Annotated in this window: 24 protein-coding genes; 15 read left to right on the top strand and 9 right to left on the bottom strand. The window is 71.8% G+C overall.

The features are described 5' to 3' along the window. Positions 1-11: 11 nt before the first annotated feature. Positions 12-614 carry a membrane protein YczE gene (yczE, locus tag ACWCSU_RS36690; protein ID WP_357710559.1) on the bottom strand — a complete coding sequence of 201 codons (603 nt, stop codon included), beginning with the start codon at positions 612-614 and terminating at the stop codon, positions 12-14. A 62-nt stretch (positions 615-676) separates the two neighbouring features. Between yczE and yczR the strand changes: the two genes are divergently transcribed. Then, the gene (yczR, locus tag ACWCSU_RS36685) at positions 677-2,107 is read left to right on the top strand and encodes a MocR-like transcription factor YczR (RefSeq protein WP_449941295.1); all 1,431 of its coding nucleotides are present in this window, start codon (positions 677-679) and stop codon (positions 2,105-2,107) included. A 15-nt stretch (positions 2,108-2,122) separates the two neighbouring features. Here yczR and ACWCSU_RS36680 read toward each other — a convergent pair whose 3' ends face one another. Together ACWCSU_RS36680 and ACWCSU_RS36675 are read right to left on the bottom strand one after the other, a co-directional pair. Beyond that, complete coding sequence (locus ACWCSU_RS36680; protein WP_357710563.1) at positions 2,123-2,737, bottom strand: trimeric intracellular cation channel family protein; 615 nt, start codon at positions 2,735-2,737, stop codon at positions 2,123-2,125. Between the two features lie 11 nt (positions 2,738-2,748). Continuing rightward, positions 2,749-4,239: a peptide MFS transporter gene (locus tag ACWCSU_RS36675; RefSeq protein ID WP_357710565.1), complete on the bottom strand. Its 1,491-nt coding sequence runs from the start codon at positions 4,237-4,239 to the stop codon at positions 2,749-2,751. A 148-nt stretch (positions 4,240-4,387) separates the two neighbouring features. Between ACWCSU_RS36675 and ACWCSU_RS36670 the strand changes: the two genes are divergently transcribed. The 3 genes from ACWCSU_RS36670 to ACWCSU_RS36660 all read left to right on the top strand — a co-directional run bounded on the left by ACWCSU_RS36670 (position 4,388) and on the right by ACWCSU_RS36660 (position 7,954). Beyond that, entirely contained in the window at positions 4,388-6,232 is a 1,845-nt protein-coding gene (locus tag ACWCSU_RS36670) for an AMP-dependent synthetase/ligase (protein WP_357710568.1), read from the top strand. Between the two features lie 80 nt (positions 6,233-6,312). Next, positions 6,313-7,308 (top strand): hypothetical protein, encoded by a 996-nt coding sequence (locus ACWCSU_RS36665; protein WP_449941293.1) that lies wholly within the window; start codon positions 6,313-6,315, stop codon positions 7,306-7,308. Positions 7,309-7,459: 151 nt separating this feature from the next. Next, a complete protein-coding gene (locus tag ACWCSU_RS36660; protein ID WP_357710572.1) occupies positions 7,460-7,954 on the top strand; it encodes a hypothetical protein in 495 nt (164 codons plus the stop codon). Positions 7,955-8,017: 63 nt separating this feature from the next. Here ACWCSU_RS36660 and ACWCSU_RS36655 read toward each other — a convergent pair whose 3' ends face one another. Next, positions 8,018-8,671 (bottom strand): NAD(P)-dependent oxidoreductase, encoded by a 654-nt coding sequence (locus ACWCSU_RS36655; protein ID WP_449941292.1) that lies wholly within the window; start codon positions 8,669-8,671, stop codon positions 8,018-8,020. Between the two features lie 113 nt (positions 8,672-8,784). Here ACWCSU_RS36655 and ACWCSU_RS36650 point away from each other — a divergent pair, with 113 nt between their 5' ends. From ACWCSU_RS36650 to ACWCSU_RS36640, 3 genes are all read left to right on the top strand, one after another. After that, entirely contained in the window at positions 8,785-9,162 is a 378-nt protein-coding gene (locus ACWCSU_RS36650) for a winged helix-turn-helix transcriptional regulator (protein WP_357710781.1), read from the top strand. Between the two features lie 139 nt (positions 9,163-9,301). Further along, on the top strand, positions 9,302-10,291 hold the full coding sequence (moaA, locus tag ACWCSU_RS36645; protein WP_449941289.1) for a GTP 3',8-cyclase MoaA: 990 nt from the start codon (positions 9,302-9,304) through the stop codon (positions 10,289-10,291). A 1-nt stretch (position 10,292) separates the two neighbouring features. After that, the gene (locus ACWCSU_RS36640) at positions 10,293-11,093 is read left to right on the top strand and encodes an NTP transferase domain-containing protein (RefSeq protein WP_449941288.1); all 801 of its coding nucleotides are present in this window, start codon (positions 10,293-10,295) and stop codon (positions 11,091-11,093) included. A gap of 313 nt (positions 11,094-11,406) precedes the next feature. Here ACWCSU_RS36640 and ACWCSU_RS36635 read toward each other — a convergent pair whose 3' ends face one another. Then, positions 11,407-11,721 carry a DUF3099 domain-containing protein gene (locus ACWCSU_RS36635; protein WP_357710775.1) on the bottom strand — a complete coding sequence of 105 codons (315 nt, stop codon included), beginning with the start codon at positions 11,719-11,721 and terminating at the stop codon, positions 11,407-11,409. A 99-nt stretch (positions 11,722-11,820) separates the two neighbouring features. Between ACWCSU_RS36635 and ACWCSU_RS36630 the strand changes: the two genes are divergently transcribed. After that, a complete protein-coding gene (locus tag ACWCSU_RS36630; protein ID WP_357710772.1) occupies positions 11,821-12,033 on the top strand; it encodes a dodecin in 213 nt (70 codons plus the stop codon). A gap of 193 nt (positions 12,034-12,226) precedes the next feature. Here ACWCSU_RS36630 and ACWCSU_RS36625 read toward each other — a convergent pair whose 3' ends face one another. Together ACWCSU_RS36625 and ACWCSU_RS36620 are read right to left on the bottom strand one after the other, a co-directional pair. Then, positions 12,227-13,585 carry a metallopeptidase TldD-related protein gene (locus ACWCSU_RS36625; RefSeq protein WP_449941326.1) on the bottom strand — a complete coding sequence of 453 codons (1,359 nt, stop codon included), beginning with the start codon at positions 13,583-13,585 and terminating at the stop codon, positions 12,227-12,229. Between the two features lie 14 nt (positions 13,586-13,599). Then, a complete protein-coding gene (locus ACWCSU_RS36620; RefSeq protein WP_357710769.1) occupies positions 13,600-15,093 on the bottom strand; it encodes a TldD/PmbA family protein in 1,494 nt (497 codons plus the stop codon). 77 nt (positions 15,094-15,170) lie between these two features. On the opposite strand from ACWCSU_RS36620, the gene ACWCSU_RS36615 reads away from it, so the two are divergent. Further along, the gene (locus tag ACWCSU_RS36615; protein WP_357710766.1) at positions 15,171-15,866 is read left to right on the top strand and encodes a beta-ketoacyl-ACP reductase; all 696 of its coding nucleotides are present in this window, start codon (positions 15,171-15,173) and stop codon (positions 15,864-15,866) included. Position 15,867: 1 nt separating this feature from the next. After that, the gene (gene fabI / locus ACWCSU_RS36610) at positions 15,868-16,632 is read left to right on the top strand and encodes an enoyl-ACP reductase FabI (RefSeq protein WP_357710763.1); all 765 of its coding nucleotides are present in this window, start codon (positions 15,868-15,870) and stop codon (positions 16,630-16,632) included. A 7-nt stretch (positions 16,633-16,639) separates the two neighbouring features. Here the strand turns inward: fabI and ACWCSU_RS36605 are convergent, their stop codons facing one another. Together ACWCSU_RS36605 and ACWCSU_RS36600 are read right to left on the bottom strand one after the other, a co-directional pair. Beyond that, complete coding sequence (locus ACWCSU_RS36605) at positions 16,640-17,524, bottom strand: hypothetical protein (RefSeq protein WP_449941286.1); 885 nt, start codon at positions 17,522-17,524, stop codon at positions 16,640-16,642. 124 nt (positions 17,525-17,648) lie between these two features. Next, positions 17,649-18,596, bottom strand: coding sequence for an aldo/keto reductase (locus ACWCSU_RS36600; RefSeq protein WP_357710759.1), 948 nt, complete (start codon positions 18,594-18,596; stop codon positions 17,649-17,651). Between the two features lie 145 nt (positions 18,597-18,741). Between ACWCSU_RS36600 and ACWCSU_RS36595 the strand changes: the two genes are divergently transcribed. From ACWCSU_RS36595 to mshC, 5 genes are read left to right on the top strand one after another with little or no spacing between them, the layout of a single operon-like run. After that, the gene (locus ACWCSU_RS36595) at positions 18,742-19,428 is read left to right on the top strand and encodes a histidine phosphatase family protein (protein ID WP_357710756.1); all 687 of its coding nucleotides are present in this window, start codon (positions 18,742-18,744) and stop codon (positions 19,426-19,428) included. 9 nt (positions 19,429-19,437) lie between these two features. Next, entirely contained in the window at positions 19,438-19,986 is a 549-nt protein-coding gene (locus ACWCSU_RS36590; protein WP_357710753.1) for a DUF3090 domain-containing protein, read from the top strand. Then, a complete protein-coding gene (locus tag ACWCSU_RS36585; RefSeq protein WP_357710751.1) occupies positions 19,983-20,747 on the top strand; it encodes an SCO1664 family protein in 765 nt (254 codons plus the stop codon). The genes ACWCSU_RS36590 and ACWCSU_RS36585 overlap by 4 nt, the downstream gene beginning before the upstream one ends. Before the next feature lie 31 nt (positions 20,748-20,778). After that, positions 20,779-21,435, top strand: a complete 657-nt coding sequence (locus ACWCSU_RS36580) for an NRDE family protein (protein WP_357710747.1) — start codon at positions 20,779-20,781, stop codon at positions 21,433-21,435. Further along, positions 21,432-22,649 carry a cysteine--1-D-myo-inosityl 2-amino-2-deoxy-alpha-D-glucopyranoside ligase gene (gene mshC / locus ACWCSU_RS36575; protein WP_397045598.1) on the top strand — a complete coding sequence of 406 codons (1,218 nt, stop codon included), beginning with the start codon at positions 21,432-21,434 and terminating at the stop codon, positions 22,647-22,649. Before ACWCSU_RS36580 ends, mshC begins: the two co-directional genes overlap by 4 nt. Positions 22,650-22,708: the final 59 nt, after the last annotated feature.

Here is a 22,708-nt window from a genome sequence, read left to right as displayed (position 1 = left end):
CCGCCGCGGGGTCACGACAGGGGGAACCAGCGGGTGAACAGCTGGGTCAGCGGACCGATGGCCAGGGCGAAGACGAGCGTGCCGACGCCGACGCTGCCGCCCAGCAGCCAGCCCACGGCCAGCACGGTGAGCTCGATGAGGAAGCGGGCCAGCCGCACGGACAGGCCGAGCCGCATCAGCCCGGTCATGACGCCGTCGCGCGGCCCCGGGCCCATGCCGGCCCCGATGTAGAGCACGGTGGCCAGCGCGATCGCGACCACGCCGAGCGCCACGTACAGCGCCTGGACGGCCAGGTGGGACGGCGTGGGCAGCAGCAGGATCGCCGCGTCGGCGAACAGGCCGAGGAACACCACGTTGCTGACCGTGCCGAGCCCGGGCCGCTGGCGCAGCGGGATCCACAGCAGCATGACCAGGGCGCCCACGCCGATGATGACCGTGCCGATGGACACGTCCAGCCTGAGGGCCAGGCCCTGGTGGAAGACGTCCCAGGGGTCGTTGCCGAGGCCGGACTCCACCTGGAGGCCGATGCCGGCGCCGTACAGGGCCAGGCCGCCGTAGAGGCGCAGGAGCCGGGCGGGGAGGGAACTCAGGCGGGGGACGGTTGCTTCGCTCATGATGGCCTCATAGTGGCAGGCCAATGGTTGCCAAAACAGGGCCAATCCTGGAAAGTGGCCTTATGAGGCATTTGTCGGCAGCGCAGGTGGCCCGGCTGGTCGACGTCGATCCGGCCGCCCGCCCGTACTATCGCGCCCTGGCCGACGGCGTGCGCGCGCTCATCATGGACGGCCAGATCCCCGTACGCGTCCGCATGCCCGCCGAACGCCACCTGGCCGAGACTCTCGGTGTCAGCCGCACGACCGTCACCTCCGCCTACGACCTGCTGCGCGAGCGCGGCTACCTGGACAGCAGGCAGGGCTCGGGAAGCTGGACCACCCTGCCCGACCCGGCCACCACCCGTGAGAACCCCTGGCTCAGCACCGGCGACGACGGCCTGATCCAGCTCCACTGCGCCGCCCCGTCGGCGCCGTCCACGCTGCGCGAGGCCATGGCCGAGGCCCTGGACGACCTGCCCAGGTACGGCATGGGCAACGGCTACGACCCCATGGGCCTGCCGCTCCTGCGTGAGCGCATCGCCGCCCGCTACACCGAGCGCGGCCTGGCCACCCGGCCCGACCAGATCGTCGTCACCACCGGCTCCCAGCACGCCATCTCGCTCGTGGCCGGTCTGCTGATCGGTCCCGGCGACCCCGTCCTGGTCGAGTCGCCGACCTACCCGCACGCCATCGACGTGGCCCGCCAGTGCGGCGCGCGGATCGTACCCTTCGGCATCTCGCACGAGGGCTGGCAGCCCGACCTCATGGCCGCCGCGATGCGGCAGTCGGCCGTCCGCCTGGCCTACCTCATGCCCGACTTCCACAACCCCACCGGCGCCCTCATGGACGACGCCACCCGCGCCGCCGTCGCCGGGGCGGCCCGGCGCAACGACGTCATCCTGCTGGTGGACGAGACCTGGAGCGAACTGGCCCTGGACGAGGTGCCGCACACCTCGCCGATGGCCGCCTTCGACACCGACAGCCGCGTGATCAGCATCGGGTCGGCGTCCAAGTTGTGGTGGGGCGGCCTGCGCATCGGCTGGATCCGCACCACGGCCGCCCTGGCCCGCCGGCTGGCCCGGCATCGCGCGGCCGTCGACATCTCCAGCCCGGTGATGGAGCAACTGGTCACCGCCCGCCTGTTCGAACGGCTGGCGCAGACCCGCGCCGAACGCCGCCGCGGCCTGCGCGCCTCGCGCGAGGCGCTGGTCGGCGCGCTGGCCCGGCACCTGCCGGACTGGACGTACACGCCGCCGCGCGGCGGCGGCACGCTGTGGGTGCGCCTCAACGGCGACACCTCCAGCACGCTCGCCGACGCCGCCGCCTCCCACGGCGTGCGCCTGGCCCCGGGCTCCTGGTTCGGCCTGGAAGGCACTCTGGAGGGCTACCTGCGCCTGCCGTTCACCCTGCCACCCGAGACCGTCGCCGATGCCGTCGCCCGCATCGCCCGCGCCCGCGCCGAGGGCCCCACGAGCGCCCGCCGCCACCCCGACTCGCTCGTGCCGATGCTGTAAGTGCTGCGTGAGGGGTTAGGAGTGCTCCTCGGCGCCCTTGGCCAAGGGCGCCCGCCAGTTGCGGCGCATCGCGGTGATGCGCAGGCCGAAGGCCAGCAGCGCGGCGGCCAGCGTGGCCGGCCAGCCGTGCATCCCCGCCGACGACAGGCCCGCCATCACGGCCGAGCCCAGCAGGGCGGGCACCGCGTAGAGCTGGCGGTCGTACAGCAGCGTGGGGATCTCGCCGGCCAGCACGTCGCGGATCACGCCGCCGCCGACGGCCGTCGTGACGCCGAGGATGGCGGCGTGCAGGGGGCTGAGGCCGTACTCCAGGGCCTTCTCGGTGCCGACGGCCGCGAACAGGCCGAGACCGGCCGCGTCGAGCACGAGGATGACGGGCATCACGCGGGCCACGTGCGGATGCCAGAAGAAGACGATCACCGTGGCGGCCACCGGCACCAGCACGTAACCCAGGCTCTGGAAGGCGGCCGGACGCACGTTGAGAATGAGGTCGCGGACCAGTCCGCCGCCGAGCGCGGTCATCTCGGCCAGGACGCCCATCCCGACGACGTCGAGCCGCTTGCGCACACCCATGAGCGCACCGGTCAAGGCGAAGACAAAAATACCGACAAGGTCGAGAATTTCAGACACGTTGGATGTTTTTACCGGATCGGCGGCATGGCCGCCGCATGGTAGTGCTCGGCCATGAGCACCCGCAGCTTCCGCGTGAACAGGAACAGCGCCACCCCGGCCGCGATCGCCATGATCGCCAGGACGAGGTAGTACATCGGATCGGACAGGTAGCGGCTGAGCCGCCCGGTCTGCCCGCCCACCGCGTCGCCCACCGACACCGCGATGAACCAGATCCCGAGCATCTGCCCCTTGAACGCCTCGGGCGCCAGCTTCGTCGTCACCGACAGCCCGACCGGGCTCAGCGACAGCTCGCCGAACACCTGGATCAGGTAGACCAGCACCAGCCACCACACCGACACCCGCCCGCCGGTGGCCAGCGAGGCGGCCAGCGCCATCACCACGAAGCTCAGCCCCACCATGACCAGCGCGAACGCGAACTTCTGCGGCGTGCTCACGCGCACCCCGAGCTTCACCCACAACGCCGCGAACACCGGCACGAAGATCATGATGAACAGCGGGTTGAACGACTGCGTCGTGGCCGCCTGGATCGGCACCCCGAACAATTCCAGCCGGGTGTGGTCGGCGGCGAAGAACAGCAGCTTGCTCGGCGCCAGGTCGTAGATCATCCAGAAGATCGCCGCCGCGACGAACAGCCAGATGTAGGCCTTCATCCGGCCGCGTTCCTCGTCGGTGAGGTTGTGGCTGCCCATCAGGATGTAGGCGAAGTAGACGATCGGCACGATCAGGATGACGATCGTGATCGCCAGCGCCAGACGGTCGATCGTGAGCGTGCCGGTGGCCGCCCACACGCCGAGCGCGACGGCCGTCGCGGCCGCGCCCACCCCGGCCAGCCGGCCGAAGCGGCGGCGCTCGGGCGGCGTCAGCCGGACGCCGGGACGCTCGCCGATGCCGCGCAGGTTGCGGCCGCCCCAGACGTACTGGAGGAGGCCGAGGGCCATGCCGACCGCGGCGGCGCCGAAGCCCAGGTGCCAGCGGTCGCCGTCGGCCAGCCAGCCGACGACGAGCGGCGCGAAGAAGGCGCCCAGGTTGATGCCCAGGTAGAACAGGGAGAAGCCGGCGTCTCTGCGGCCGTCCTCGTCCTCGCCGTACAGGCGGCCGACCATGACCGAGATGTTTGGCTTGAGCAGGCCGGTGCCGCTGATGATGAGCAGCAGCCCGAGCCAGACGAAGAACGACGTCGTCACCGGGATCGCCATGCTGATGTGGCCCAGCATGATGACGAACCCGCCCCAGAACACCGACCGGCGCGCCCCCAGGATGCGGTCGGCGATCCAGCCGCCGGGCAGCGCCACCAGGTAGATCAGCGCGCCGTAGACGCCGACCACCGCCTGCGCGGTCTCCTGGGACATGCCCAGGCCCCGGTGGGCCGGCGAGGCCGCCATGAACGTGGCCAGGATCGCCCGCAGGCCGTACCAGCTGAAGCGCTCCCACATCTCGGTGGAGAACAGTGTCGCCAGCCCCCACGGATGCCCGAAGAAGGTCCTTCCGCCCTTGCTCATGCGCGCCCCCCCAAGACACGTACGGCACCTGGTCGATCACTCTACGTGAACGGACCGACCGTTTCGCGGCTGGGTCTTGCCGCTGCCCAGAGGGTGTGGTGCGATGCATGCCACCTGTGCAAGTGATTACTGACTGGAGGCGGGTGCCATGGCCGAAGTCCTCGACGTACGGGCCTCGATCGAGCGGGAGATCGCCGGTCGCACGGTCTGCGAACAGCTCAGGCAGGTGGCCGCCCAGCACCCTGACGCGCCCGCGTACTCCGACCCCGACGGGGACGGCTGGTCCACCTTGACCTACGGGCAGGCCCGGCGGCGCATCCTGGAGATCGCGGCCGCCTTCGCCGCCCTCGGCCTGGAACGCGGCGAGGCCGTCGCGATCATGATGGTCAACCGCAGCGAGCACGTGCTCGCCGACCTTGGCGCCGTGCACGCGGGCGGCGTCGGCTGCACGGTCTACTCGACGTTCGCGCCCGACCAGATCGCGTTCGTGGCCGGCGACGTGGGCGCCCGCTTCGCCGTCCTGGGCGGCCCGGCCGAGCTGGCCCGCTGGCAGCCCGTGCTCGACCGGCTCGACGGCCTGCGCCGGATCATCATGCTCGACGGCGCCCCCGCCGGCGACGAGCGTTTCCTGTCCTGGGCCGACTTCCTCGACCTGGGCCGCGCCCGCCTGGCCGAGGACGAGGACGCCGTCGAGGCCCGCGCCCGCGAGGTGACCGAAGGCGACGTCGTCACCGTCCTGTACACCTCGGGCACCACCGGCATGCCCAAGGGCGTGCCGCTCACCCACACCAACGTCTTCTACGAGGTCGCCGCCACCGACCGCATCACCACGCTGCCGACGCACGGCACCCAGATCTCCTACCTCACCTACGCCCACATCGCCGAGCGCATCCTCAGCCTCTACCTCCCGCTGGTCAAGATGTCGCATGTGCACTTCTGCACCGACCTGGCGGGCTTGGGCGCCACGCTCGGCCAGGTCAGGCCGATGATGTTCTTCGGGGTGCCGCGCGTGTGGGAGAAGATGATGGCCCGGCTGCTCGCCGTGCTCGCCACCCAGCCGGAGGAGCAGCAGGCCGCCGTACGCCAGGCCATGGCCGCCGGCGCCGCCTACGTCGAGGCCGGCCAGTACGGCGGCACGATCACCCCCGAGATCCAGGCCGCCTACGACCAGGCGGACGCGTCCCTGCTGTCGGTCGTCCGCGGCATGATCGGCTTCGACCGCGCCGAATGGACCGCCACCGGCGCCGCCCCCCTGCCCGCCGAGGTCCAGCACTTCTACGCCGGCCTCGGGCTCAAGGTCATCGACGTCTACGGCATGACCGAGACCACCGGCGCCTTCACCGGCAACAGCCCCTCCTGCTACCGCCTGGGCACCGTCGGCAGGGCCGAGCCCGGCGTCGAGGTCCGCATCGCCGAGGACGGCGAGATCCTCACCCGCAGCCCGCTCAACACCGGCGCCTACCTCAACCGCCCCGAGGCCACCGCCGAGCTGATCGACGCCGACGGCTGGCTGCACACCGGCGACATCGGCACGGTCGACGACGACGGTTTCTACCGCGTCGTCGACCGCAAGAAGGAGCTCATCATCACCGCGGGCGGCGAGAACGTCTCACCCGCCGAGATCGAGAACCACCTCAAGGAGCACCTGCTCATCGGCCAGGCCCTCGCCTACGGCGACAACCGCCCGCACCCGGTGGCCGTGCTGACCCTCGACGGCGAGACCGCGCCCGGCTGGGCGAGCTCCCGCGGCATCGGCTTCGCCTCACTGGCCGAGCTGGCCGAGCACCCCGACGTCCTGAAGGAGGTCTCGGCCGCCGTCGAGGCCGCCAACGCCAAGCTGGCCAGGGTGCAGCAGGTCAAACGGTGGGCCCTGCTCGGCACCGAGTGGACGGCCGAGACCGAGGAGCTCACCCCGAGCCTGAAGCTGAAGCGCCGCGTCATCCACGCCAAATACGCCGACGTCATCGAGTCCCTCTACGGCGAGGCGCGCTGACCCCTCGCCCCGGTGGCTTTGCCATAAGGGGTGTGTGTCGCGGTCCTGGTCATGACCGGGCGCTTCCTAGCGTCTCGCTCATGACCAGAAGCCTCCTTCTCGTCTCGCTCGCGGCGGGATCGCTCACGGCGCCCGTGCCCGCGTATCCCGCCGCGACCGAGCTCGCCATCCGCGCCATCACCGTACGGCCCGCGGAACCGGTCGTGGGCGCCCACGACTCCGTGAGCCTGGTGATCGACGTGATCGCCCGGGGCGCGCGCGGCAAGAACGGCGTCACCGTCAAGGTCGAGCCCGGCGTGCCTCCCGGCCCGCTGCTGTCGGCCAAGCCTCCCCAGCCGGACCCGTCCGGCCTCCCGCCCGCCTCGGAACCCGCCCTCCCGGCGCCCTCCACGCCCTCCGGGCCCGACACGCCTTCGGAGCCCCCCGCCTCCCCTGACGCCAGGCCGGGAATCGTGCCCGAGGACGCGCCCTCCGGCGGCCCGGCCGGGGCGCCGCTGGCCCAGATGCCCCTGGCGCTCGTCGCCGATCCCAGGCTCGACCTGCAGAAGGCCCCGGTCACGAACGCGCTGCCGCCCAGGCTGGTCTGGCGGCAGGGGGAGGTCCCTCCGGCCAGGCTGGCGGGCGACTGGCAGACCTGGCGCTTCCTGCCGGACAAGAAACTGAACCGCTTCTACCCGACCGGCACCTGGACGATCAGCGCCACCGCCCGCGACGCGGACGGCGCCACCGTCACCGAATACGCCTCCTTCGAGCTCAGGAGGGCGACCAGGCTGTCGTCCGTCCGGGTGGAGAGGTCGCCGAAGGCCGCCGGCGGCGTACGGCTGCGCGGCTCGCTGACCCGGATCGACCCGCGCGGCTTCACCGACTTCGGGCCGTACGCCAAGCAGCGGCTGCGGCTCCAGTGGCGCGGGGAGGGCTCGCCCGCCTGGGAGGACGCGGGGGAGACGACGACCGACGCGGCCGGGGCGTTCGTGCAGACCGTCCCGTCCAGGAGGGGCGGCCTGTGGCGGATCCACTTCCCCGGAAACTCCCACTACGCCGCATACACCACAAAACCCCGACAAATCGCCAGTTAAGGCGATAAAACACGCACAAAAGCCGCCAGGGTATTTGTCGTTATCTGATTGTGATCTGTCGTTTCGCAACTTTTCTTTACCCTTACGCGTCATTAGGCGTTGACGTGCTTCGTCCCTGAGGCGCGTCCCAGACGGGGAAGGATTTGTTTTGATGATGCGACGTCTAGCCGCCGGACTGGCCGCGGCCGCCGTGGGCGCCACCCTGGTGGCCACCGCCGCCGCGCCCGCCCTGGCGGACACGGACCCCGATCCCGACTTCGCCGGCGGGCGCACGAGCCTCCAGCTCGACGTCAGCCCGGACCCGGTTCGGCGCGGCAAGGCCATCGACATCGAGGGCAAGCTGTCGGTGTCCTGCGACGAGGACTACATCAGCGGTTTCGTCTCGGTCCACCACGCCGACTACTGCAAGGACAGCGAGCGCTGGCACCGTCTGGCGTCGAAGCGGGTCACGATCCTCTTCCAGGCCGACGGCAGCAGCGGATGGGACTACGTCGAGTCGGTGCGGACCAGCCGCGACGGCTACTTCCACACCACCGAGCGGGCCTACACCTCGGGCACCTGGCGTGCCGTCTTCGAGGGTTCCCGGTACCTGGCCCCCTCCGAGGGCAAGGACTGGGTGAAGGTCTACGGCGGCCGCCGCCACTAGCAGCACCCGGCGGAAGCCCGGCCGCGTGCGGCCGGGCTTCCGGCATGTCCGGCCCCGGATGTCTCAGTAACCGACGGCGACCTGGACCCGGTGGTGCCGCGGCTGCTCGATCTCGTCCACCACCGCCGCGGCCAGATCGGCGTAGGAGAACGCGGGACCGCCCTCCTCGGCGGCCATGACCTGCTCCCCGCCGAACCGGTGACGCCCGCTGCGCTCCGCCAGGTCGTCGAGCACCACGGGCGGCGGCGCGATCACCACCCAGTCCAGCGCCCCGCCCTCCTCGCGCAGCACGTCCAGCTCGGCGGCGTGCCCGAGCGAGAACGTCCGGGCGTCCTCGGGGAAGCCCGGCGTGTCCACCAGCCGCGTCCCCGGCGCGACCTCCAGCAGGGTGCCGATGCCCAGCGCCACCAGCCGGGGCACGCCCGCCTTCGCCAGCCCGGCGGTCAGCGCCCGTGCCGCCGCCGTGTAGAACTCCGCCGACGGCACGTCCATCCGGGCGCCCGCCTGCACCGCCACGTCGTGCCCCGCCGAGACCGCCGCCACGCTCCCCGGGTCGGTCACGTCACCCGCGACCACACGGACGCCGTCGCCGGAGGGCCCCGCGTACCGGGCCGGGTCGCGCACCACGGCCGTCACCTCGTGCCCCCGCTCCAGGGCCCGGGCGACCACCCGCGCGCCGGCCCGCCCGCCACCGCCGAAAACCACGATCCTGCTCATCGTCCAGCACTCCGTTCAGCGGCCGGCACGCCCGGCCGCGCCCGGCAGACGGTAGACGCCCGGTGGTCACTTCCCGCAACGATAGTGACCCTCCGCCGCCTACCATGGACGCCATGGCCGAACCCCTTGACCCCGACATGTTCGCCGAATGCGTCCACGTCCCCCCCTTCCGGGTCGGCGACAAGTGGACCGCCAAGATCATCCACTGCCTGGAGCAGGGCCCGAGGCGCTTCACCGAGCTCCAGGTGCCGCTGCGCGGCATCACCCCGAAGGTCCTCACCGAGTCCCTGCGCGCGATGGAACGCGACGGCCTGCTCACCCGCACGCCCTACGCCGAGATCCCGCCCCGAGTCGAGTACGCGCTCACCCCCCTCGGCCGCAGCCTGCTGGCCCCCATGGCGGCCTGCTGCGAGTGGTCGAGGACCCACCTGTCGGAGCTCATCGACGCCCGCGAGTCCTGGTACGCCGACCACGCCCTGCCCACCTCCTGACGATCCGCCGCGACCCGGCGGAATCGATCACGAGCGCGGCGCGTTGCCGCGAGGGCGAGGCGGTTTTGAGGGTCGCGCGACACCCGTCGTACTCTGGCTCTCTGGCTCTCTGGCGAAAACGGACAGGAGGTGACGCCCCATGTTGCGAGACTCGTTCGGACGGGTGGCCACGGATCTGCGGGTGTCCCTCACGGACAAGTGCAACCTGCGCTGCACGTACTGCATGCCGCCCGAAGGGCTCGACTGGCTGCCCACGGCGCAGCTGCTGACGGCCGACGAGATCGTCCGGCTGGTGCGCGTCGGCGTCGAGCGCCTGGGCATCACCGAGGTGCGCTACACCGGCGGCGAGCCGCTGCTGCGGCGCGAGCTGGTCGACATCGTCACCCGCACCACCGCCCTCGAACCGCGCCCCCAGGTGCTGCTGACCACCAACGGCATCGGCCTGGCCCGGGTGGCCGAGCCGCTGGCACGGGCCGGCCTCGACCGGGTCAACGTCTCGCTCGACACCCTCGACCCGGCCACGTTCAAGCGGCTGGCCCACCGCGACCGGCACGCCGACGTCATCGAGGGGCTGGCCGCCGCCGACGCGGCGGGCCTGCGCCCGGTGAAGGTCAACGCGGTCCTCATGCGCGGGGTCAACGACCACGAGGCCGTCCCGCTGCTGCGCTTCTGCCTGGCCCAGGGCTACGAGCTGCGCTTCATCGAGCAGATGCCGCTCGACGCCCAGCACGGCTGGACCCGCGAGGGCATGATCACCGCCGACGAGATCCTCGAACGCCTCTCGTCCGCCTTCGACCTGGCGCCCGACGACCTGGAGCGGCGCGGCAGCGCCCCGGCCGAGCGGTTCCTGGTCGACGGCGGCCCGGCCAGGGTCGGGGTGATCGGCTCGGTGACGCGCCCGTTCTGCGGGGCCTGCGACCGGGTCCGGCTCACCGCCGACGGCCAGGTGCGCAACTGCCTGTTCGCCACCGAGGAGTCCGACCTCAAGAGCGCCATGCGCGCGGGCGCCTCCGACGACGACCTGGCCGCCCGCTGGATCGCCGCGGTCTCGCGCAAGCGCGCCGGGCACGGCATCGACGACCCGTCCTTCCTCCAGCCGTCCAGGCCGATGTCGGCCATCGGCGGCTAGCGTGCCCGTCGACCCCTTCGACGCGGTGATCCTGGCCGGGGGAGCGGCCCGCCGCCTGGGCGGCGCGGACAAGCCCGGCCTGGCCGTCGGCGGCCGTCCGCTGGTCGAGCGGGTGGTCGCGGCGGCGTCCGGGGCGCGCCGCACGGTCGTCGTGGGCCCCCGCCGCGACCTGCCCGGGGTGCTCTTCACCCGGGAGGACCCGCCGGGCGGCGGGCCCGTCCCCGCGCTGGCCGCCGGGCTGCGCGAGGTCGACGCGCCGTGGCTGGTCCTGCTCGCCGGCGACCTGCCGTTCCTGACGGCGGCGCACGTGCGGGAGCTGCTGGCGGCGGCCCGTCCGGGCGCCGGGGCGGTCATGGTCGACGACGAGGGCCGCGAGCAGTGGCTCGTCGGCGCCTGGCCGGTGCCGGAGCTGCGGGCGTCCCTCGACGCCTACGCCGGGCGCTCGCTCAAGGGCCTGCTGGGCCCCCTGACCGGAACGCGGCTGGCCTCGCCCGGCCGGCCGTGGTTCGACTGCGACACGATGGACGACCTGAAGGAGGCTCGCATGAACGTACTCACCGAGTGGACCGCGCTGGTGTGCGGGGAACTGGGCGTCGACCCGGCCCGGGTTGACCGCGACCTGGTCCTCGACCTGACCAAGGAGGTCGCCCACGGGGTGGCCAGGCCCGCCGCGCCGCTCACCGCCTACCTGCTCGGGCTGGCCCAGGGGGCGGGAACCGCCCCTGAGGACGCCGCGGCCAAACTGATCACATTGGCGAAGAACTGGGAGCGGGCCACCACCGAGACGCTGACTGACGGCTGACACTCGAACGAACTCTTGAAGTCAAGCCGTCCCCTTCCTCAAGATTTCCTGTGAAATACGAGGAGGAGGGCGGTGTAAACGATTTCGGGAAAGCGGTCCTATCGGACTCCGGCCGGCGCGGGGACTGATCGTCCAATGCAAAGGGCTGGCCAGGAAAAGGGCGACGCCGGGTGGTTACGGGGGCAAACCACCCGGCGTCGCTTCATCGGCGTTCCGACGGGGGCCCGGAACGCCGGCACCAGCACTCCGACGGGGGACCGGAGCGCTTGCCTAAAGCGTACACCTACAACCCATGGGATGCGTCAAGACTTAGTCACGACCCGATCTCGCGTCGATGCAGCGGTATCTCGGTTTGGTTAGCCTCGGGAGACTGAAAGGCAGGTGGCGGGGCGCCCTCGCCTCGCTCATTGGCCCCGATTACCGCAATGTATGGCAAAAACACGGCCCCGGCGATGAACACCAGCCGGAACGGCCACGGCAACGGCAGCACGACCGCCAGGATCAGGCAGATCGTCCGGATGCCCATCTTGATCAGGTAGGCGACCTCGCGCTTGCGGATGTCGGCCGTCAGCGAAGGTCTGGCGTCCGTGACCTGGTGAACGTCCTGCTTCTTGCGCCACCCCTTCATACCTTCCACGGTAGACCTCGTACGGGCAGGGCGCGACGGCGCGGCCGGGCGGCGGAGAGGGACATGCGATCATGGCCTTCGAGTAAGGAGGATGGGGAGATGACGGATCGAACGTATCGGGTCACTGAGATAGTCGGCACGTCGGGGGAGAGCCTTGACCAGGCCATCCGCAACGGCCTCCAGCGGGCCTCGCAGACCCTGCGCCACCTGGACTGGTTCGAGGTCACCGAGATCCGCGGCCATCTCGACGGCGGCGACATCGCGCACTACCAGGTGGGCATGAAGGTGGGCTTCCGCCTGGAGGACTCCTGACCGTCCCTGGAGCCTCCGCGGGCACGCGCGGAGGCCACTGACACCCGCCCCACCCGGGGGCCGTCCAGCGGCGCCCTGGGGGCCTCTCGGACGGCGGACCGCACGACGACGCCCGCCGTCCCGTCCGATCGCGGGGCGACGGGCGGGACGGCGGGCGCGGCGGGTTCGGGCGGCGCGTTCGGGCGGGTGGGCGTCAGCTCGCCTGGCTGACCGTCGACATGTTGAAGTCCGGCACCCGCACCGGCGGCATCACCGTGCGCTGGAAGTAGTCGTTCCACTCGCGCGGCAGCGTGCGCTCCGGCGCGCCCACCTCGGTGACGCGCCCCAGCAGGTCGACCGGGCTCTCGTTGAACCGGAAGTTGTTCACCTCGCCGACGACCTCGCCGTGCTCGACCAGGTAGACGCCGTCGCGGGTGAGGCCGGTGACCAGCAGCGTCTGCGGGTCGACCGCGCGGATGTACCACAGGCACGTGACGAGCAGCCCGCGCCGCGTGGAGGCGATCATCTCCTCCAGCGAGCGCGCGCCCTCCGCCGGGCCGGTCATGACGAGGTTGTCGATGCCGGGCGTCACCGGCAGCCCGCTCAGCCCGGCCGAGTGGCGCGTCTGGAGCAGCGCCTCCAGCCGGCCGTCCCTGATCCAGTCGGTCCGGCCCAGCGGCAGCCCGTTGTCGAACACCGAGCTGTCGCGGCTGGAGGTGTGCGCGGTGACGAACGGCGCGCACGAGATGCCCGCGGCCAGGGGATCGCTGGACAGCGTGATCGGCAGCGTGGCGAGCTGCTCGCCCACCCGCGTGCCGCCGCCCGGCCCGGAGAACACCGAGCGGCCGTCGAGCGCGTCCCTGGCCCCCGAGGACCAGTACAGGTAGATCATCAGGTCGGCCACCGCGCTGGGCGGCAGCAGCGTCTCGTAGCGGCCCGCGGGCAGGTCGACCCGGGTCTTGGCCCACTCCAGGCGCTGGGCCAGCGAGGCGCCGAGCGCGGCGACGTCGACGTCGGCGAAGTCCTCGGTGAACACGCCGGTCCAGGCCGACCGCTTCAGGTCGCCGGACTTGGCGTTGAGCTCCAGGCGGCCCGTCGGCTGGTCGTGGCGCAGCCGCACGCCGGTGGAGGTGCCGAGGAAGGTCGAGGTGAGGGAGTGCTCGGCGAAGCCGTAGAGCTTCCTGTCGCCGGCCTCGGCGGCCGAGAACGCCTCGCCGAGCGCGGGCGCGAACCTCTCGAACACCCCGATGTCGGTCGGCCGCACCTCGTCGTCCCAGCCGGCCGCGGCGGTGCCGCCCTCGACCAGCGGGCGGGCGTCCTCGGCCGGACGCGCCTCGCGCGCCGCCCGGTCGGCCGCCGCGACCACGTCGGCGAGCTGGTCGTCGCGCACCGACGAGCGCGAGACCACGCCCACGCCCTCGCCCGCGACCGAGATCACGGTCAGCCGGGACGAGCGGGCCACGCCGTTGGTGGTCAGTGTGTTGCCCGCGAAGCGCAGGTTGGCGGTGGACCCCTCGTCCACCAGCACCACGCAGCCGTCGTTCGCGGAGAGCTCCAGGGCCCTTTCCACCATCTCCTGCGGAGTAGTCACTTCCCGCCCTCCTGCACGGTGTTGAGCACGCGCACGCCCCTGAACAGCGCCGACGGGCATCCGTGGCTGACCGGCGCGACCTGCCCCGGCTGGCCCTTGCCGCAGTTGAAGGCGCCGCCCAGCACGTACGTGCCCGGCCCGCCGACCCCTTCCATCGACTGCCAGAAATCGGTCGTGGTGGCCTGGTAGGCGAAGTCTCTGACCTGCCCGGCCAGCTTCCCATGCGAGATCTTGTACGCCCGCTGCCCGGTGAACTGGAAGTTGTAGCGCTGCATGTCGATCGACCAGCTCTTGTCGCCCACGATGTACAGGCCGCGCTCGACGCCCGCGATCAGCTCCTCGGTGGAGGGCCCGCCGGGCGCGGCGGCCAGCGACACGTTCGCCATGCGCTGGATCGGCATGTGGCCGGGGGAGTCGGCGAACGCGCACCCGTTGGAGCGGCCGAACCCCTTCATCAGCGCCATGCGCCGGTCGAGCTGGTAGCCCACCAGGACGCCGTCCTTGACGATGTCGAAGCTCTGGCCCCGCACGCCCTCGTCGTCGTAGCCGACCGTGGCCAGGCCGTGGGTGACCGTGCGGTCGCCGGTGACGTTCATCAGCGGCGAGCCGTAGACCAGCTCGCCGAGCTGGTCGAAGGTGGCGAAGCTGGTGCCGGCGTAGGCGGCCTCGTAGCCGAGGGCGCGGTCGAGCTCGGTGGCGTGGCCGATCGACTCGTGGATCGTCAGCCACAGGTTGGACGGGTCGATCACCAGGTCGTAGTCGCCCGCCTCCACCGACGGCGCGGCCAGCTTCTCGGCCAGCAGCTCCGGCAGGCGGGCCAGCTCGGCCGGCCAGTCCCAGCCCGTGCCGGTCAGGTACTCGTAGCCGCGGCCGACCGGCGGCGCGATCGTGGACATGTCGTCGAAGCCGCCCTCGTGCGCCTTCATCGCGTTGAGCGACGGATGCACGCGCACGCGCTGCTGCGTGGTCACGGTGCCCGAGCTGTCGGCGTAGAACTTCTGCTCCTTGACCTGCAGCAGCCGCGCCGAGACGTGGTCGGCGCCCTTGAGCAGCCCCGCCGACCACTCGGCCAGCAGCCCCACCTTGTCGGAGGTGGGCACCTCGAACGGGTCGACGTCGTAGTCGGAGACCCACACCGCGTCGGCGTGCACCGGCTCCGGCGCCAGCTCGATGGGCTCCCGGTTGACGGGCGCGCTCACCTCGGCCACCCGCACCGCCTGCTCGGCCACGGCGGCGGCGGCCTGCGGGGTGAGGTGGATGCCGGCCGCGAACCCCCATGTGCCACCCTTGACGACACGGACCGCGTAGCCGAGGTCGTCGGCGTCGAGCGAGCCTTCGAGGCGGGCGTCGTACAGGCGCAGCGTCTCGGCCCTGACGCGTTCGAGCCGGAAGTCGGCGTGCTCGGCGCCGAGGTCGCGGGCGCGCTGCAAGGCGGCGTCCGCGAGCTGCCGCAGCGGCAGTTCCAGGAAATCGGGATCGATCTGGCGCATGTCCACGATCCTAACCCTGTGATCTTGTACCACCCGGACAAGCGGATACTCGCAAGTAAGAGATAGCGTCAGATGCCATGGCACGCTCTGTACTCGTCACCGGAGGCAATCGCGGCATAGGCCTCGCGATCGCCCGTGAACTCGCCGCGGCCGGCGACGCCGTCGCGGTCACCTACCGATCGGGGGAGCCGCCGGAGGGCCTGTTCGGCGTCCGCTGCGACGTCACCAGCACGGCCGAGGTGGAGGCCGCCTTCGACAAGGTGGAGGCCGAGCAGGGGCCGGTCGAGGTCCTCGTCTCCAACGCGGGCATCACCAAGGACACCCTGCTGGCGATGATGAAGGAGGAGACCTTCACCGACGTCATCGACGCCAACCTGACCGGGGCCTACCGCGTGGCCAAGCGCGCCATCAGGCCCATGATGAAGCTCAAGCGCGGCCGCATCATCCTCATCTCCTCGGTGGTCGGCCTGTCCGGCCAGGCGGGCCAGGCCAACTACGCCGCCTCCAAGGCCGGCCTGGTCGGCTTCGCCCGCTCCCTGGCCCGCGAGTACGGCTCGCGCAACATCACCGTCAACGTGGTCGCGCCCGGCTTCGTGGCCACCGACATGACGTCCGGCCTCGACCAGGAGGCCATCGTCAAGAACATCCCGCTCGGGCGGCAGGCCGCCCCCGCGGAGATCGCGCGCGTCGTCCGCTTCCTGGCCGGCGACGACGCCTCTTACATCACCGGGGCCGTGATCCCGGTCGACGGCGGACTCGGAATGGGGCACTGACGTGGGAATTCTCGAAGGCAAGCGGATCCTGGTGACCGGCGTGCTCACCGACGCCTCCATCGCCTTCTCGGTGGCCAAGCTGGCCCAGGAGGAGGGCGCCACGGTGGTGCTCACCGGGTTCGGCCGGCTGAGCCTGGTCGAGCGCATCGCCAAGCGGCTGCCGCAGACCCCGCCGGTGCTGGAGCTCGACGTCCAGGACACCGACCAGCTCGACACGCTGGCCTCCCGCGTCGGCGAGCACGTCGACGGGCTCGACGGCGTCGTGCACTCCATCGGGTTCGCGCCGCAGAGCGCCCTCGGCGGCAACTTCCTCAACACGCCGTGGGAGGACGTCGCCACCGCCCTGCAGGTCTCCACGTACTCGTTCAAGTCGCTGGCGGTGGCCTGCCTGCCGCTGATGAAGGAGGGCGGCGCGGTCGTCGGCCTCGACTTCGACGCCTCCAAGGCGTGGCCGGTCTACGACTGGATGGGCGTGGCCAAGGCGGGGCTGGAGTCGTGCAGCCGCTATCTCGCCCGCGACCTGGGCAAGCACAACATCCGGGTCAACCTGGTCTCGGCCGGGCCGCTGCGCACGATGGCCGCCAAGTCGATCCCGGGCTTCAAGGAGTTCGAGGAGAGCTGGCCGGAGCGCTCGCCGCTGGGCTGGGACCTCACCGACACGGTCCCGGCCGCCAAGGCGTGCGTGGCGCTCATGTCCGACTGGTTCCCCGCCACGACGGGCGAGATCGTCCACGTCGACGGCGGCGCCCACGCGATCGGCGGCTGAGCCCGCCTCACGCCAGGCGGTGCCTGCCGTTGTTGGCCGGGGCCGGCTCGAACGGGATCGTCTCGCTCGGCTCGGCCCGGTGCCGCCGCTGCTGCACGATCCGGGTGGCCAGCACCGCCGACCCCAGCAGGAGGATCGTCAGCACCGTGCCCAGCACGTCGCGAGCCGGCGGGCTGGGCCGCACCACCCGCTGGTCGCGCAGCGGCACGGCCAGCTCCCGTGCGAACGGGTTGGGCCACAACAACTCCACCCGCGAGTCGTCGGGATCGGCGGTCGGCTCCTCGGCGGTGACCGGCCGCTCGTCGTCCAGCGTGTAGGGCCTGTGCTGCGGCGGCGTGGGCGGCTGTGTCGGCAGCGGCGCGGTGTCCTGCTCGGTGCGCTCGCGGGGCCGGTCCCGGCGGCGCCCGGCCTCTGTGTCGGTGTCGGTCCCGGTCTTCGTCCCGGTCTCGGGCGAGGTCGTGGCGTGCGGCGCGAGCGTCTCGAGCACGCCCTGGTCGTCGCAGGCCAGCACCGGCAGGCAGACGTCCTTGAGGGCCTCGGGCACCAGGTCGTCGGTGGGGCTGGGGGAGGGCCGGGCCGAGCTGCCCGGTTTACTAGATTTGTCGGGTTTACCGGGTTTGCCGGTCGGTACGGCGTCGCCCACAGCGCCGAGCACCTCGTCGGTGGTGTCCTTGACGCCCTTGGTCACCGGCTCGGTCTTGCCGCCGGTCAGGTCGTCGACCGTGCCCGTGAGCGCGCCGACGACGTCGCACAGCGTGCTGGTCACGCCCGAGAGCAGGCCCCCGTCGCGTGAGCAGTCCTGGGCGGCGGCGGAAGCGGCGGGCGCCCCCACCGGGATCGCCCCCAGTGCCACCGCGAGCACCCCGGCCGAGATCGCGGTCCTGCTCCCCATCCGTCCCCTCCTGTGTCGCTTCAGGAGGAAATCCTTATGGACAAGGCCCGTCAGACGCAGGCTTTTTCCCGGTAAAGTTGCGATTCGGTATCGACTAGTGATACGCGAGATGGATTCTCGTTCGTCAGTCGAGCGACGACACGTCATCGAGTGCCTCCCGGATCTCGATCGGGAGCACGACGTCCTCGGCCGACAGGATGCCCTTCAGTTGCGTGTGCGTACGGGCGCCGACGATCGCCGAGGCGATCCCCGGCTGGTCGCGCACCCATGACAGCGCCACCGCCAGCGGCGAGACGCCGAGCCCGTCGGCGGCGGTCGTGACCGACTCGACCACGCTGCGGCCGCGCTCGTCGAGATAGGGCCGGACGAAGTCGGCGAAGTGCGGCGTCGCGGCGCGGGAGTCGGCCGGGATGCCGGTGCGGTACTTGCCGGTCAGCACGCCCCTGCCGAGCGGCGACCAGGCCAGCACCCCGACGTCGAGGTGGGCGGCGGCGGGCAGCAGCTCGCGTTCGGGCTCGCGGGCCAGCAGGGAGTACTCCACCTGGGCCGAGGTGATCGGGATGCGGCCGGGGACCGACTTCTGGGTGACCGCGGCGGCGGCGAGCTGCCAGCCCGCGTAGTCGCACACCCCGGCGTAGACGGCCCGGCCCGAGGAGACGATCGCGTCGAGGGCGGCCAGGGTCTCCTCCAGCGGCACCTCGGCGTCGTAGGTGTGGAGCTGCCACAGGTCGACGTAGTCGAGGCCGAGCCGGTTGAGCGACTCGTCGACGGCGGCGATCAGGTGGCGCCTGGAGGCGTCGCGCGGCCGGCGGCCGGTCGGCGTGACCACGGCCTTGGTCGAGATCACCAGCTCCGAGCGCGGCACCGAGTCGCGCAGCATGCGGCCGAGCAGCCGCTCGGAGTCGCCGCCGGTGTAGACGTCGGCCGTGTCGACGAGAGTGCCGCCCGCCTCGACGAACGAACGGAGCTGGGCGGCCGCCTCCTCCGGGTCGGTGTCACGGCCCCAGGTCATCGTGCCGAGCCCCAGCCGGGACACCGACAGGCCGCTGCGGCCGACATAGCGCTGCTCCATGATCCCGCCAGGTTACCAAGAACGGGCCCGCCCGCCAGTCAGCCGCTCCAATGTCCTGCCTGGTGAGGACCGTGGCGGTGGCTGTATGTGAAGATTTCTCGCAGGTGTGTGAAACATGGTGATCCGCGCCTGCGACACTTGCTGTGTGACCACCCTTCTGCTGGCCCGCCACGGGCTGACCGACCTCACCGGGCCGGTGCTGGCCGGGCGCACCCCGGGGGTGCACCTGAGCGAGGCCGGCCGGGCGCAGGCCGAGGCGCTGGCCGGGCGCATCGCCGGGGTCCGGCTCGACGCCGTCGTCTCCAGCCCGCTCGAACGGTGCCGCGAGACCGCCGAGGCCGTCGCGAAGGGGCGCGGCGCGGACGTGCGGATCGACGAGCGGCTGATCGAGTGCGGCTACGGCACCTGGACGGGCCGCCCGCTCAAGGAGCTCGCCCAGGAGCCGCTGTGGCAGACCGTCCAGGCGCACCCGAGTGCGGTGACATTTCCGGAAGGGGAGTCGCTGGCCGATATGCAACATCGAGCGGTCGCGGCCGTCCGGGAGTGGAATCAACGCCTCGGGTTGAAGGGTGTCTACCTGGCGTGCACCCACGGAGACGTCATCAAGGCGATCGTGGCCGACGCTCTGGGGCTGCACCTCGATCATTTTCAGCGGATAACAGCCGATCCTGCGGCCCTCACAGTCATTCGCTATGCCCCCCTGCGTCCCTTTGTTCTCAGGATTAACGATATGGGGGAATTGCGGTTGCCTGAGGATTCGGAGGAGAAAGACGGGGGAGAAAACATCACCGGGAGCGATGCCGCCGTCGGCGGTGGACCCGGGACCACGTAAGGTCAGGCTATGCCGGTCTTCGACTACGACCCACCGGAGAGGTTCGTCGCCGGCGCCCTGGGGCAGCCGGGCGCGCGGGTCTTTTTTCTGCAGGCCAGGGCCGAGGGCAGACTGACCACCGTGGCGCTGGAGAAGCTGCAGGTCGCTGCGCTCGCGGGCAGGCTCGACGAGCTGCTCGACGAGGTGCTTCGGCTCAGCGGGGGCACCGCGCACGTGCCCGCGCTCGCCCCGGCCGACCTGACCGACGACGCCCCCCTCGACGTGCCGGTCTCGGAGGACTTCCGGGTCGGCACCATGGCGCTGGCCTGGGACGCCGACAACTCCCAGGTGGTGATCGAGGCGCAGGAGGTCATCGACGAGGAGGACCTCGACGGCCCCGACCCGGCCGTGCTGCGCGTGCGGATCAGCGCGGGGGCGGCGCGCGCCTTCACCCGGAGGGCGCTCGAGATCGTGGCGGCGGGGCGGCCTCCCTGTCCCCTGTGCGGGCAGCCGCTCGACGCCGAAGGCCATGTCTGCGTCCGACTCAACGGCTACCGCGGGGGTGAGGCGGCTTCATGACCGCTCCTGAGAGCGAACCGGCCGTCAAGCCGCAACAGGCGCCGATCATGCAGGAGGAGGAGGCGCTCACCCTGCTGCGCGACGGGCGCCTGGAGGTGGCCGGCCGCCTGGTCGAGGCCACCAACATGACCCTCTACTGCTCGATCAAGCTCGGCGGCCGCAGCGCCGCCTGCGTCTACAAGCCCGTACGCGGCGAGCGCCCCCTGTGGGACTTCCCCGACGGCACCCTGGCCGCCCGTGAGGTGGCCGCCTACGAGGTCTCCCAGGCCACCGGCTGGCGCATCGTGCCGCCGACCGTCTATCGCGAGGGCCCGTTCGGGCCCGGCATGTGCCAGCTCTGGATCGACACCGAGCGCGAGATCGACCTGATGCGCCTGGTCAAGAGCCGCAACCCGGTGGTGCGCCGGATGGCGGTGTTCGACGCGATCGTCAACAACGCCGACCGCAAGGGCGGTCACCTGCTGCCACTGCCGACCGGGCACGTCTACGGGGTCGACCACGGCGTCTGCTTCTCGGCCGAGGACAAACTGCGTACCGTGCTGTGGCAGTGGCGGGGCAAGCCGCTGGCGCGCGAGGCCGTGGCGGTGCTGGCCAAGCTGGAGCGCGACCTGGAGTCCGGCTCGCTGGGCCGCCGGCTGCGCGAACTGCTCACGCTGGCCGAGGTGGAGGCCACCTGGCGACGGGTCAGGCGGCTGCTGGACACCGGCGTCCACCCGTATCCCTCGGAGGGGTGGCCCGCCGTTCCCTGGCCCCCGATCTGACGAGTCCCGGGGGTTTTATACCCTTTGCCGCATGTGCACGCTGATCGTGAGAACCGGGGAGCCGCTGACCCTCATGGGCGTGCGGGACGAGCTCACCGACCGCCCCTGGGAGGCGCCGGGGGAGCACTGGCCCGAGCATCCCGGGGTGATCGGCGGCCGTGACCTCAAGGGAGGCGGCACCTGGATGGCCGTCTCCCCGTCCGCCGGCCGGGCCGCCGCCCTCCTCAACGGCCACGGCAGGCAGGCCCCCGAGACCACCAGGATCTCCCGCGGCGACCTGGCCCTGATCGCGGTGTCCACGGGCGGCGCCCCGGACGTCGACCTGACCCGCTACGACCCCTTCCACCTCGTGCTCGCCGACCTGTCCGGCGTCCGCCTGTTCAGCTGGGACGGCGACCGCCGCACCGACTCCCGGCTGCCCGAGGGCACCAGCATGGTCGTCAACACCGGCCTCGACCCCGGCGCCGACCGCGTACGTGAGCACCTGCCGCGCTTCGCGGGCGCGGCCGACTGGGCGGAGCTGATCACCGGCGCGCACTCCGACCGGCCGGGCGCCCTCCTGGTCCGGCACACGCTGCCCGACGGCCGCGTCCACGCCTCCCTGTCGGTGATGCGGGTCACCCTGGGGCAGGACGACACCGCCTACGAGTTCACGGACCTTACGGCACGGATAGGCTCAAAGGCATGAGATCGTGGTCTGCCCAGAACATCCCCAAGCTCCCAGGTGAGAGCGTTCCGCTGCGTCTCTTCGACACGACGACCAAGCAGGTGAGGCAGACCGATCCCGGCCCCACCGCCAGGATGTACGTCTGCGGCATCACCCCCTACGACGCCACCCATCTCGGCCACGCCAACACCTACCACGCCTTCGACCTGGTGGGCCGGATGTGGCGGGACGCCGGCCACGAGGTCCACTACACCCAGAACGCCACCGACGTGGACGACCCGCTGCTGGAGCGGGCCGCCCAGACCGGCGTCGACTGGCAGGAGCTGGCCGAGCGCGAGATCGAGCTGTTCCGCACCGACATGGAGGCCCTGCGCATCCTGCCGCCGCGCGAGTACGTGGGCGTCACCGAGGTCGTGGGCCACGTCGCCGACCTGATCACCGAGCTGGCCGCCAAGGGCTGCACCTACGACCTCGACGGCGACGTCTACTTCAAGGTGGCCGACGCCCCCAAGTTCGGCCAGGTGTCCGGCTACGACGAGGCCGAGATGCTGGCCCTGTCCGCCGAGCGCGGCGGCGACCCCGACCGGCCGGGCAAGCGGCACCCGCTCGACTGGCTGCTGTGGCGGGCCGAGCGGCCCGGCGAGCCGGCCTGGGAGTCGAGCCTCGGGCGCGGGCGTCCCGGCTGGCACATCGAGTGCACCGCGATCGCGCTGCGCAACCTGGGCGCCGGCTACGACGTGGCCGGGGGCGGCTCCGACCTGATCTTCCCGCACCACGAGTGCGGCGCGTCCGAGGGGCACGCGGCGACGGGGGAGTGGCCGTTCGCCAAGTTCTACACGCACGCGGGCATGGTGGCGCTCGACGGCGAGAAGATGTCGAAGTCCAAGGGCAACCTGGTGTTCGTCAGCCGGCTGCGGCAGGCGCACGACCCGATGGCCATCCGGCTCGTCCTGCTGGCCCACCACTACCGGGAGGACTGGGAGTACACGCCCGACCAGCTCGCCGCCGCCGAGCGCCGGCTCGGGCTGTGGCGCTCGGCCGTCGCTCTGGAGGGCGCGCCGCGCGCCGAGGAGCTGCTGGCCACGGTACGCGAGCGGATGGCCGACGACCTCGACTCGCCGGGCGCGCTGGCCGCCATCGACGCCTGGGCCGAACGGGCGCTGGCCGAGGGCGGGCCGCAGGAGCCGGGCCTGGTCAAGGACCTGACCGACGCCCTGCTCGGCATCGCCCTCTGACCGACCGCCCGCCGGCCGTCGGTGGCGAGCGGGGGTGTGGTGGACATGGTCGTGGGCCG

It is taken from the genome of Nonomuraea sp. NPDC001699 (assembly GCF_053596455.1).
This window is presented reverse-complemented; position numbering and strand designations above follow the sequence as displayed.